General features: G+C 59.0%; 11 protein-coding genes. 8 read left to right on the top strand and 3 right to left on the bottom strand.

Annotation, left to right across the window (positions count from 1 at the left end; all coding sequences use genetic code 11):
• Position 1: 1 nt before the first annotated feature.
• A complete protein-coding gene (gene hpaI / locus V8L71_RS08855) occupies positions 2–772 on the top strand; it encodes a 4-hydroxy-2-oxoheptanedioate aldolase (RefSeq protein ID WP_336269071.1) in 771 nt (256 codons plus the stop codon).
• 28 nt (positions 773–800) lie between these two features.
• On the opposite strand, the gene V8L71_RS08850 is transcribed toward hpaI, so the two are convergent.
• The 3 genes from V8L71_RS08850 to V8L71_RS08840 are packed head-to-tail and all read right to left on the bottom strand — an operon-like array spanning position 801 to position 4,736.
• Complete coding sequence (locus tag V8L71_RS08850) at positions 801–2,225, bottom strand: FAD-binding oxidoreductase (protein ID WP_336269072.1); 1,425 nt, start codon at positions 2,223–2,225, stop codon at positions 801–803.
• Positions 2,225–3,526 (bottom strand): L-fuconate dehydratase, encoded by a 1,302-nt coding sequence (locus V8L71_RS08845; protein ID WP_336273865.1) that lies wholly within the window; start codon positions 3,524–3,526, stop codon positions 2,225–2,227. Before V8L71_RS08845 ends, V8L71_RS08850 begins: the two co-directional genes overlap by 1 nt.
• Positions 3,527–3,572: 46 nt before the next feature.
• Positions 3,573–4,736: a fumarylacetoacetate hydrolase family protein gene (locus V8L71_RS08840; RefSeq protein ID WP_336273864.1), complete on the bottom strand. Its 1,164-nt coding sequence runs from the start codon at positions 4,734–4,736 to the stop codon at positions 3,573–3,575.
• 231 nt (positions 4,737–4,967) lie between these two features.
• Between V8L71_RS08840 and V8L71_RS08835 the strand changes: the two genes are divergently transcribed.
• From V8L71_RS08835 to V8L71_RS08805, 7 genes are all read left to right on the top strand, one after another.
• Positions 4,968–5,732, top strand: a complete 765-nt coding sequence (locus V8L71_RS08835) for an SDR family NAD(P)-dependent oxidoreductase (protein ID WP_336273863.1) — start codon at positions 4,968–4,970, stop codon at positions 5,730–5,732.
• Complete coding sequence (gene pdxA / locus V8L71_RS08830; protein WP_336273862.1) at positions 5,729–6,745, top strand: 4-hydroxythreonine-4-phosphate dehydrogenase PdxA; 1,017 nt, start codon at positions 5,729–5,731, stop codon at positions 6,743–6,745. The genes V8L71_RS08835 and pdxA overlap by 4 nt, the downstream gene beginning before the upstream one ends.
• Entirely contained in the window at positions 6,742–7,917 is a 1,176-nt protein-coding gene (locus V8L71_RS08825) for a four-carbon acid sugar kinase family protein (RefSeq protein ID WP_336273861.1), read from the top strand. Before pdxA ends, V8L71_RS08825 begins: the two co-directional genes overlap by 4 nt.
• Positions 7,918–8,115: 198 nt before the next feature.
• Positions 8,116–9,117, top strand: coding sequence for a sialic acid TRAP transporter substrate-binding protein SiaP (locus V8L71_RS08820; protein WP_336273860.1), 1,002 nt, complete (start codon positions 8,116–8,118; stop codon positions 9,115–9,117).
• Positions 9,118–9,226: 109 nt separating this feature from the next.
• Positions 9,227–9,760, top strand: coding sequence for a TRAP transporter small permease (locus tag V8L71_RS08815; RefSeq protein ID WP_336273859.1), 534 nt, complete (start codon positions 9,227–9,229; stop codon positions 9,758–9,760).
• Between the two features lie 38 nt (positions 9,761–9,798).
• Positions 9,799–11,178 (top strand): TRAP transporter large permease, encoded by a 1,380-nt coding sequence (locus V8L71_RS08810; protein ID WP_336273858.1) that lies wholly within the window; start codon positions 9,799–9,801, stop codon positions 11,176–11,178.
• Between the two features lie 62 nt (positions 11,179–11,240).
• A complete protein-coding gene (locus V8L71_RS08805) occupies positions 11,241–12,317 on the top strand; it encodes an Ldh family oxidoreductase (protein ID WP_336273857.1) in 1,077 nt (358 codons plus the stop codon).
• The last annotated feature ends 12 nt before the right edge of the window (positions 12,318–12,329 follow it).

The following is a 12,329-nucleotide window of genomic DNA, read 5'->3' as shown; positions in this document are numbered from 1 at the left end:
TATGAAAATGCCGCACAACGCGTTTAAGCAACAGCTACTGGCGGGCCAACCCCAAACAGGAATTTGGCTCGGCTTGACCAGTGCTTACACCGCTGAGATTGCCGCCACGGCGGGCTTCGACTGGCTACTGATCGATGCGGAACATTCCCCTAATGATCTAGCCAGCCTACTTGCTCAGCTGCAGGCGCTGGCCCCCTATCAAAGCCACCCGGTGGTACGTCCACCCACTGGCGATGCGGTGCTGATCAAGCGTTATCTGGATATTGGCGTGCAGAACCTGCTCATCCCCATGGTCGAGACTGCCGAACAAGCGGCTGAACTGGTGGCGGCCACACGCTATCCGCCCCACGGTATTCGTGGGGTTGGTCATGTGCTGGCACGCGCCTCGCGCTGGGGGCAGGCAGAAGATTACCTCTCCCGCGCTGATGAGGAAATCTGCCTCATGCTGCAGGTGGAGAGCCCCCAGGCGCTTGCTAACCTGGAGGCTATCGCTGCAGTAGACGGTGTCGATGGGGTGTTTATTGGTCCGGCGGATTTGTCGGCGTCTATGGGGCATCTCGGCAATGCCAACCACCCTGAAGTGACAGACGCGATTAGTGACGCCATTAACAAGATACGCGCTGCGGGCAAGGCAGCGGGTATCGTCACGGTGGACGAGCAGGCCGCCCGCGGCTATCTCGCCGCGGGCTGTACCTTCGTTGGTGTCGGGATTGATACGCTGCTTTACGCCAATGCGCTGCGCGGTCTAGCGGGGCGGTTCAAGCACGAATGAACCAAATAGTGGTGAACCATGCTGGGGATTACTCCCCAGCAGGCAAAATCCTGCCTGGGTTCATCAATCCTTTGGGGTCGAACAGCGCTTTAACGCCGCTGACCATCTCCCGCTCAATCGGCGATAGCCGCGCCAAATAAGGCGCTTGCTTGGTGCGGCCAATGCCATGCTCGGCGCTGATGCTGCCGTGAACACCGTCGAGCACCTCAAAAAGCCGCTCCTCTAGATCATGCAGGTGGGCTTTCTTATCGCTATCCGCTATGGCCGTGGGCGGTAGGATATTGAAGTGCAGATTGCCGTCGCCCACATGGCCGTAGGCAATAATGTCGCACTCGGGTGACGCCGCCATCACCACCTCGCTGGCCCGGCTAACGAAGTCGGGAATCGATGAGATGGGTACCGAAATATCGGTGCGCAGATGCTCGCCGCGCCGCCTCTGGCCTTCCAGCATGCTTTCGCGGAACTGCCACAGCTGGGCGGACTGGGTGTCACTGCCAGCCAGCGCGCCGTCCAGCACCAGCTCGCGTTCCATGCCGGTTTCCAGCAGCGCTTCCAGTAAGGCGGTCAGGTCCACGGGGCCCGTGGCGGCGACTTCCATCAGCACGTACCAGGGGTAGGCGCTATCCAGCGGGTCGCGCAGTTCCGGGGTCGCTTCGATCGCCAGCTCAATACAGCGGCGGGGAATCAGCTCGAAAGCCGTTAGCAGATCGCAGCACTCTCGGCGTGCCAAACCATAAAGGTCAATCACCGCCTGAACGGAGGGCAGTCCCAGCAGCGCCGTCCGGTTTTGGGTGGGGCGCGGTGATAGTTTTAACACCGCCCCGGTGACGATGCCCAAGGTGCCTTCGCTGCCGAGGAACAGCTGCTGAAGGTCGTAACCGCGATTGTCTTTGTGCAACGCATTCAGGCTTTCCCAAACGCGTCCATCAGGCAGCACTACTTCAAGGCCCAGCACCAGCTCGCGCATCATGCCGTAGCGCAACACGTTAAGTCCGCCTGCGTTCGTCGCGATATTGCCGCCAATCTGACAACTGCCTTGAGCCCCTAGCGAGAGGGGAAAGTCGCAATCATGATCAAAGGCGGCCAGCTTAACGTTCTCAAGGATGCAGCCCGCGTCTACTGTGATGGTGAAGTTGACGGGATCAATGGCGCGCACATTGTTTAGGCGTTCCAAGCTGATCACCAGCTCCTGGCCATTGGCGGCGGGCAAGGCGCCTGCCACCAGGCCGCTATGGCCGCCCTGGGGTGTCATCGCGACACCTTGTGCATAGCAGCGCTTTACTACCTCGGCGACTTCAGCGGTATTGGCCGGGCGAGCCACGGCCAGCGGCATGCCCAGCGTATCGCCTGCCCAGTCGCTCACGTAGCGCGCCATGGTGTCCGGTTCGCGCAGTAACCCCCGCTCGCCGAGCAGGCTGGTTAACTCATTTAGAAAGGTGGTGGTGTCGGTCATTAACGTTCTTCCTGCCAGGCTGCACCCTCAGGGAAGCGGTGCTGTGCTTGGGATTCTACGTGCATGGCAATGCTGTACCCCGGCGCTTCGGGCACCTGGTAGCGGCCACGGTTGATGACTACCGGGTCGATAAAGTGCTCGTGAAGGTGGTCTACGTACTCCAGTACGCGGCCTTCAAGGCTGCCGGATACCGCAATGTAGTCGAATAGTGAGATATGTTGGGTGTATTCGCATAACCCAACGCCGCCGCCATGGGGGCAAATCGGCACGCCGAATTTAGCGGCCATCAGTACCACCAGGATGACTTCGTTTAGTCCGCCCAAGCGTGCTGCATCAAGCTGGCAGTAGTCGATGGCATCCGCCTGGAAGAACTGCTTGAACATCACCTTGTTGTGGCAGTGCTCGCCAGTGGCGACGCCGATAGGCGCAACCCGGTGGCGGATTTCGGCGTGGCCGAGAATATCGTCAGGGCTAGTGGGCTCTTCGATCCACAGCGGATCAAACTCGGCCAGTCGGCGCATCTTGATGATCGTCTCGTCGACTTCCCACACCTGATTGGCGTCCATCATCAGCACGTTGTCCCAGCCGATCTCTTCGCGCAGTAGCGCCGCACGGCGGGCATCCTCTTCGATGTCGCCGCCAATTTTCTGTTTGAAGTGAGTCCAGCCTTCGGCCAGCGCTTCACGCGCCAGGCTGCGCACTTTTTCATCGCTGTAACCCAGCCAGCCTGCTGAGGTCGTGTAGCCGGGGTAGCCTTCACTGCGCATTTCAGCTTCCCGTGCTGCTTTTCCAGGAGCTTGGCGGCGTAGCAGGCAGATCGCTTCTTCTGGGGTTAGTGCATCCGTCACAAAGCGGAAATCAAGGCAGCGCACCAACTGCTCCGGCGTCATATCCACCAGCAGTTTCCACACCGGCTTGCCTTCTTTTTTCGCCCACATATCCCACACGGCGTTGACGATGGCCGCTGTGGCTAAGTGAATCGCGCCTTTATCGGGGCCGATCCAGCGTAGTTGGCTGTCGCCGGTGATTTCCCGCCAGAAAGTGCCCATGTTGTCGGTAATTGAGGAAAGCGTTTTCCCTTCAATGAGCGGCGCCAGCGATTGCAGTGCTGTAACGACAATTTCGTTACCGCGACCAATCGTGAAGGTCAGGCCATGGCCTTCGGGGCTGCCGTCATCGGTGTGCAGGATGACGTAGGCGGCGGAGTAGTCTGGCGCGGCATTCATGGCATCCGAGCCATCCAGCGAGCGCGAGGTGGGGAAGCGAATGTCTTGAATCTCGACGCGAGTAATCGTTGTCATTGTGCTCTCCTTGGCGGTGTCATGAGTGGTGTGTTGAGTGTCAGTATCAGCGGCGCGCTAAGTGGCGCATCAGTTCGCGAATGCCGTAGGTCCAGGGCGGTAGCTGATCGCTTCTGCCTACCCGGTTGACCAGTGCGCCCAGGGCTGGGGTGGCGATGGTGACGCGATCACCCAGGTGATGGGTAAAGCCCTGGCCCTGGCCGTCGCGGTCCTGAATGGGTGAAAACATGGTGCCCAAAAACAGCATAAAACCATCCGGGTATTGGTGGTGGGCGCCGATGGTTTGGCTAACCAGATCCAACGGGTCGCGGCTGATCTCACGCATATCGCTTTCGCCCTGGAGCAGGAAGTCGTCGTCTTCGCCCTCGATACGTAGCGATACCTGGCAGTTGCGAACGCTGTCGATATCGAAGTGATCGTCAAACAGCCGAATGAACGGGCCGAGTGAGCAGGAGGCGTTATTGTCTTTCGCCTTGCCGAGCAGCAGGGCGCTGCGCCCCTCGACGTCACGCAGATTGACGTCGTTGCCCAGCGTGGCGCCGCGAACTTTCCCATGGCTATCGACGGCCAGCACGATTTCGGGTTCAGGATTGTTCCATTGAGAGGAGGGGTGCAAACCTACAGGCGTGCCAAAACCCACCGATGAGAGCGGCTGGGATTTGGTGAACACTTCCGCATCGGGGCCGATGCCGACTTCCATGTATTGTGACCAACCTCCGCGCGCCTGAAGCGCCTTTTTCAGCGACATCGCCTCTTCAGAGCCCGGGGCGATCTTGGAAAGGTCGGTGCCAATCAACGACTGTAGATCGTTGCGCAGATCAACAGCGCGCGCCGGATCACCGCCTGCTTGCTCTTCGATCACACGCTCCAAAAGGCTGACGGCAAAGGTGACGCCGCACGCTTTAACGGCCTGTACATCGCAAGGCGCAAGCAGGTAGGGCGCCTGGGGTTGGGATAACTGAGAGTTTTCCAGCAGTGCTTCGACACTGCACAGATGGGGCCCTTCCGCCCGTTGCACGACTTCCTGTAGATCGTCGCGTTCCAGCAGGTCAGCCATGGTGGGGCCAAAGGCGGTAATGTCGATGACCTGGCCGTTGTTAACAGTTACCAGCGCGGGGCCGGGGTGGCTGCCCTCGAGCCAAACGCGGCCAACCAGCAGCGCGTTACCCAGGTCGGCGGGAAGTGTGTCCGTCGATGAAAGTGGCTTCATGTGCTTCTCCATTCGTTCTTAGAATTAGTTTATTAGCAGTGGTAGGCGGCTGGCGCTAAACACGTCATCGCCTATCATGTTATAGATGTCGTGTTGTATGACAGGTATGCCAGTTAATGGCTTACTTTAGCGCACCGTTCCATTTCGGGTCGATAGTTAAATCTATCGCGACGACGCCGGTGCGCTAAGTACAACGCTCACCATAAAACAAAAAGTGGTCAGGAGAATGGCATGTTAGACGAGTGGAAAGGTAAACGCGTATTGATCACCGGCGCCAGCCGTGGCATTGGCGCGGCGGTTGCGAAACAGCTGGGGGCGTTGGGAGCGCACGTAGCGGTGCACTATCACAGCAGTGAAGCGCCCGCGGAAGCAGTAGCCAAGGCGATTTGCGATGCGGGTGGCGACGCTTTTACCCTGAAAGCTGACGTTAGCCACACCAGTGAGACCCAAAAACTCGTCGACGATGCCGCCGAGCGTCTGGGCGGTTTAGACCTGTTGATCAATAACGCGGGGGACATGATGGGCCGTGTTGGCTTAGAAGAGATGGACGATGACCAGTATGACCGGGTCATGGATCTCAATGTTCGCTCGGTTGTCATGGCCAGCCGCGCAGCGCTGCCGCATTTTCGCCGCGCAGGCGGCGGCAATATCATTCACACTACCTCGATTGCCGCGCGTAATGGTGGCGGGGGTGGCGCTGGGTTATACGCCTCTGCCAAAGGCTTTGTGAGTACCATCACCCGCAATATGGCCAAGGAGCTGGCGGGAGATAATATCCGCGTTAACGCCGTTGCCCCTGGCACGATTGCCACCGATTTTCATGATCGTCACTCAAGCGAGGCGCACCTCAACGCAGCGCGGGCATCGATCCCGATGGGCCGGTTGGGCACGTCGGAAGAGTGTGTCGGGGCTTATGTTTTCCTCGGAACAGAGACGCTAAGTGGCTATGTCACCGGCCAGATCATCGAGGTCAACGGCGGGCAGCTAATGCCATGAATAGCTCGCCACCTGTTAAACGTCAAAGCTGTTACGACATTGCGATCACCATGGGCGATCCTGCCGGTATTGGCCCGGAGATCATTTGCCGCGCCTTGAGTGCTATGTCCGCTGCTGAACGCGCCACAGCGATGGTCATTGGTGACCCGGCGATTTATCGCCGGGCGGCGGCAAGTATAGGCGCCGCGCTTGAGTTCGTGCCACTAGAGCAGGCAGAGAGCGGTAAGGATCATGTGGCGGTCGGTGTGGTCGAGATGCCGGAAGGCGTTGAGATTCCCGATGGTCAAATCAGTGCCGGGGCGGGTGATATGGCGTTTCGCTGCGTTCAAAAGGCCGTAGAACTCGTGCAAGCGGGGCGGGCGCAGGTGATTGTCACCGCGCCGCTGAACAAGGCCGCGCTGCATGAAGCCGGGCACCATTACGATGGCCATACCGGGATGCTGGCATCGCTGACCGGTGCGCCCTCGTCGTTTATGCTGCTGGCATCGGAAACGCTCTCAACGCTGCATGTGTCTACTCACGTGTCGCTGCGCGAAGCGATCGACCGAGTTACCCCCGAGCGCATTATCGCCACCGTTGAGGCGGGGCATGCGCATTTGGTCGCGCTGGGCATGCAAGCACCGCGCATTGCCGTGGCAGGCCTTAACCCGCATTGCGGTGAAGGCGGTATTTTTGGCGACGAAGATAGCCGCTGTATCGCTCCGGCAGTGGAGCGCTTACGTGAGAGCGGTTTCGATGTGAGCGGGCCTATCTCGGCGGATACGGTGTTTTACCGCGCCTCAAAAGGCGAGTTCGATTTGGTCATCGCCCAGTATCACGATCAGGGCCATATCCCCGTCAAGCTGATCGCCTTTGATACCACGGTGAATGTCAGCCTCGGCTTGCCGCTTCAGCGCACCTCGGTAGATCACGGCACCGCTTTTGATATTGCCTGGCAGGGCAAAGCCGATGCTACCAATATGGGGTCAGCGATTGCCTACGCCCGTCGATTAGCCAGTGGCGCCAAGGCATGAGTAGCTGTCGATTGGTGATTATTGCCGACGACCTCTCAGGCGCGCTGGACACGGCCGCCCCGTTCGCCGCGCGGGGCGCAGCTGCCCGCGTGGTGATCAGCCTGGAGGCCTTAGCAACAACGCTGGAGGCCTGGCAAGGCCAGTGGCCAGCGGTTATCGCCGTGAATACCGAATCGCGCCATCTGCCATCCGGGGAGGCGGCGCTTCGAGTGAGCGAAGCGGTGCGTTTGCTTACGCGAGTAGCGCCGCAGCAGTGGTTCAAGAAAGTCGATTCCACCCTGCGTGGCCAGGTGGTCGTTGAGTGTAAAGCGCTGCGAGAGGCGCTTGGTTTGCCCCTGCTGCTGGCGCCTGCGGTGCCCGCCCAGGGGAGAACCGTTCGCGATGCAGAAGTATGGGTGGATGGTCTGCCCCTGGCAGAAACAGGCTACCAGCAGGATGCCCGCTCAGCGCCGCTGGCAGGCCCCATCGATGTCGCGTTTGCCGCCGGTGGTTTGCCCCTGCAGCGCTATCGCCCAGGGCGGGAAACGCCGCTCCCTGGCGAAGACTGTATCGCTGATGCCGCCAGTGACGAGGAGATCGCCGCCATTTATGCCCTTTTCGATACCGACAGTCGCCATGCCATGGCGGGGGCGGCGGGATTGGCAACGGCGATGGCTCAACGCTGCTTTGGAGCACCTGAGTCGCCGTGTCGAACGCTCCACAACGTCAATAAAGTGCTTTATGCCGTGGGTTCGAGAAGCGCTCGCGCTGCGGAGCAACTGATACAGCTGCGCCAGCATTTCTCCCATTTGGACGTTATTGAAGCGAGCGCTGATAAGTTCGCTACCAGTGCCTCAAATGCCTGCGTGGTGGTGCCTGAAACTGGCACCCAGCGTACGGCCGGGGAAGTGTCCAGGGCGATGGCCGCTCAGGTGGCGTCGATCACCTCGCACTGGCAGCAGGACGACGAGGGGCTGCTGTTTTTGACCGGTGGGGATATCGCCATGGCAGTGCTCACTCGGTTAGGTGCGCACTATATTTGCGTTGAAAACGAGTGGTCACCCGGCGTGGCGCTGGGGTATACGGATGGCGACAAGCGGCGGCGAGTGATGACGAAAGCGGGAGGTTTTGGCGATTCACACCTGCTGGTGCGTTTACATGAGCAGTTCAGTTTGCCGTCTGAACACTCATAAGCACGACTAAAATCCTTATCTGGATGGTTGCGCGATTGAGGGCGACCAACTAGGTTTGAAAAGGGTGGTATGACACGTATACAGCACTATGATCGGTTACGTTGATTGCCTCCGCTTAAAAAATAACCAATACATCACAATAAGTAGCAGCAAATCACACTATCCAACAATAAATTCAATGGTTGTGAGGAGTACACGATGAGTCACAAAAGCCAACACCAACGCAATATGCCCTACCTGCTGACGGCCACGCTAATTGCCGGTGGTCTCTCAGTGGCCGGTGCAGTGCATGCACAAGAAGAACTCAACTTCGCTCACGTCTATGAGACATCAGAGCCCTACCACGAGTGGGCGCTTTGGGCAGCAGATGAAATCGAGGAGCGCACAGACGGCCGTTATTCAATCAATGTGCATGCGGCGTCTTCGCTCGGTAAAGAGTCGGATATCAACGAAGGTCTGCAGCTGGGTACCGTTGATCTGATCTACACCGGCAACCAGTTTGCTGGACGTTTCTATGGCCCGGTAGGCATCGCCGGTGCGCCCTATATGTTCCGCGATTTTGAGCATTGGCAGGCCTACGCCGATAGCGACCTGTTCGATGAAATCGCCCAGGGCTACCAGGATGAAACCGGTAACGTACCGTTAGCCATGAACTACTACGGCCGCCGCCATGTAACCTCCAACGAACCGATTAATACGCCTGAAGACATGGAAGGCCTAAAAATTCGTACGCCCAATGCGCCCATGTACATGATGTTCCCCGAAGAGGTGGGCGCTAACCCAACCCCGATTGCTTTCTCTGAAGTCTATTTGGCGCTCCAGCAGGGCGTCGTGGATGCCCAGGAGAACCCGCTGCCGACCATTCGCGCCAAAGCGTTTCATGAGGTTCAGGATTACATCAACCTGACCGGGCATATTACCGATTCGCTGATTACCATTGCCGGTGGCCCGCTGTGGAACCGTCTTTCCGAGGAAGACCGCGAGATTTTCCGTGAGGTCTACACCGAAGCGGGTCAGCGCATCACTCAGGATATCCTTGAATCCGAGGAAGAGCTGGTGGCTTGGTTCGAAGAGCAGGGTGTGACCGTCAACGAAGTGGATATCGAACCCTTCCGCGAAGCCACGATTCCGGCCCATAACGGGGAAGCGGCGACGTGGGATCAGGAAACCTACGACCGTCTCCAGGCGATCGGCCAGTAATACCGTGAGGCCTGGTTTTTCCAGAAACCGTACGTTGCCAGGATCGTTTTTTTCGTAGACCAAGACTCGTCCCGCCCAAGCCTTGGGTGGGGCGAAGCGGGAGCCTTCCATGAGCCAAACTGAGCCCACTGACGAGACCAGCCTCGCAGGTCTCGACGATGATTCCTTCAACATCCATGACTATGCCGTGGAGGATTTCCTGACGCTTGGGATCTTCTGGCTGCTGGCACTGGATGTCTTTATGCAGTTTTTCAGCCGCTATGTGCTGGGTAATTCCATCGCCTGGACGGAGGAGATGGCGCGCTATCTATTGGTCATGGTGGGCTTTATGGGCAGCACCATGGCCGTGCGAAAGGGATCGCATATCGCTGTGGAATTTTTCTACCGCTACATGCCGGGGTGGCTGGGACGCGCGATGTCGACGCTGGTAGACCTGATCAACATTGCCTTCTTCGCCAGCATGGCCTGGATCACCTTCAAACTGGCTGATCGCACCAGTGCCATGATGGCCTCGGTGGATATCCCTAAAAGCTGGCTTTACTACCTAGTGATGGTGGGCTTTATCGTCATGCTGGTGAGAGGGGTGCAGGTGGCTATTCGTCACTGGCGCTCGGGCACCAGTGAACTGCTCAATACCCAATAACAATACGCCAACACGCTACTCTCTCGGAGATCACCCCTATGCCCAACATTCTGGCTGTGAGGCGCGGCGGTGCGATAGTGCCGCCATTGGTTGCGGCTGTCGCGATACTCGGCTGTATCGCACTGGCCGTCACCCAGCACTATTTACTGTTCCTGTTTGCGGCGCTCTTTACCTTGCTGGTGATGGGGGTGCCGATTGCCATTAGTCTTGCCGGCTCGTGCCTGCTGTATGTGCTGCTGACCGGCAGAGTGCCCGATGTGGTGGTGATGCACCGCATGATCAACGGCGTCGACAGCTTTCCCCTGTTGGCGATTCCGTTTTTTATACTCGCCGGTAACCTGATGAACAACGGCGGCATTACCGTGCGGATATTTGACTTTGCCAAGGCGTTGATGGGTTGGATGCGAGGCGGTCTGGGTCACGTCAATGTAGGCGCCAGCATCGTTTTTTCTGGTATGTCCGGCGCCGCAGTCGCCGATGCTGGGGGGCTTGGTACCATTGAAATCAAGGCCATGAAAGATGCCGGTTACGACGAGGAATTCTCGGTGGGGATCACCGCGGCGTCTTCGACCATCGGCCCGATTATTCCGCCGAGTCTGCCGATGGTCATCTACGGCGTAATGGCCTCGGTGTCGGTCGGCCAGCTGTTCGTCGCCGGCCTGGTGCCGGGCCTGTTGATGGGGCTGGTGCTCATGGCCATGATCACGATCATATCCCGGCGCCGCGGCTATACCCGCGATGCGGTGTTCTCGCTTCCGGTGCTTGGTTATACGTTCAAGCGTGCCTTCCTGTCGCTATTAACGCCGGTCATCATCGTCGGCGGCATCATGACGGGGGCCTTTACGCCTACCGAAGCGGCGATTGCTGCGGTGGTTTACGCCTTGGTGCTGGGTGGAGTGGTTTATCGTAACCTGACCTGGCGCCGCTTGCTCAAGGTGAGCATGGAAACGATCGAAACCACGGCCGTGATCCTGTTGATCGTCGCTGGCGCCTCGATATTTGCCTGGATATTGACAAGCAACCAAGTCACTCAGCATGTGGTCACCCTGCTTGGGCCATTTGCCGACAATCCTATCGCCACGCTGATCATTATCAACTTGGTGCTGATCGTAGTGGGCTGCTTTATGGAGACCATTGCGGCGATCACCATCCTGGTGCCGGTATTGTTGCCGGTGGCCGTTACTGCGGGTGTCGATCCGGTGCACTTCGGCGTAATCATGGTGCTCAACCTGATGATTGGCTTGTTAACGCCGCCGGTAGGCATGGTGCTGTATGTACTGTCGCGGGTGTCCGGAATTTCCTTCGAGAAATGCATGCGTGGCACGCTGCCGTTCCTGGTGCCGCTGGTCATCGCATTGCTATTGGTCACCTTCATTCCAGCCATCTCGCTGTGGCTGCCGACACTGCTTTATCGTTAAGCATTACCGAGGCTGGCCACTGGTCAGCCAATAGCCCGACTGAAACCAGGAGCTATCGATTAATGAGAGATACATCGTCAAATTATCGCGTCGCTCGTGAAGACCTTGCCCGCTTCATGCAAGCCGTTCTGAAGGCGGCAGGTGCTGATCAAGCATCGGCGAACGCAGTCACTCACGCGCTTATTACCGCCTCACGTATGGGCACCGACAGCCACGGCCTGCGCCTGCTGCCCCACTATCTGCAGGCGCTCAAGGGCGGGCGGATCAACGGCGCGCCCGACATGCAGTTCCACCAACGCCTGGCGGCGACCGGTTTTCTGGACGCTGACGACGGGTTGGGGCACCTCGCGGGGTATACCGCCATGGAGCACGCGATGGCGATGGCCGAGACGGTGGGGATGGGCGCCGTCGCGGTGGGCAACTCGTCGCACTTCGGGGCGGCGGGATGCTATGCGTTGGCAGCGGCCGAGCGCGGTTATCTCGGCATGGCGTTCTGCAATTCGGACCCTTTTGTGCTGCTGCATGAGGGCGCCAAGCCCTTTCATGGCACCAACCCCATCGCCTTTGCGGCGCCGGTGGCGGGCGAGTCGCCTTACCTGCTGGATATGGCGACCAGCTCGGTGCCCTGGAATCGCGTGCAGCAGTTCGGTGCGATTGGCCGCGAACTGCCGGATCAAGTCGCGGCGGATGCTGCCGGGCAGGTAAGCCGCGTTCCTAGTGAAGTGGCCGCACTGTTGCCGCTGGGCGGCAGCGGCTTCGGCTTCAAGGGCGCGGGATTGTGTGGCATGGTGGAGGTTCTGAGCTCGATGCTGTCGGGCATGCAGCATGGCTTCAAGCTGCTGCCCATGGGCGGGCCAGACATGTCGACGCCACGCGGGGTAGGGCATTTCTTCCTGGTCATGAAGCCAGATGCGTTTGTGGAGGCGGGCACCTTTGCGCACGGAATGGCCGAGTACCTAGCCGACCTGCGTGCCCAGCCTGCTGCACCCAATGCCCAGGTAATGGCGCCTGGGGATCGTGAATGGCGCTGCCAAGCCCAGCGCGACGCCGAAGGTATTCCGCTCGATTCTGCCAATCAAATAGCCTATGCCGAGATCGCCGAGCAGTACCAAATAACGCCGCTCTCTCAGCTGGTTTGAAGGATAATGACG

This window comes from Vreelandella indica (assembly GCF_037070225.1).
In the GTDB taxonomy this organism is placed as follows: domain Bacteria; phylum Pseudomonadota; class Gammaproteobacteria; order Pseudomonadales; family Halomonadaceae; genus Vreelandella; species Vreelandella arctica.
The sequence above is the reverse complement of the archived record's forward strand: the minus strand, read 5'-3'. Positions and strand labels throughout refer to the sequence as shown.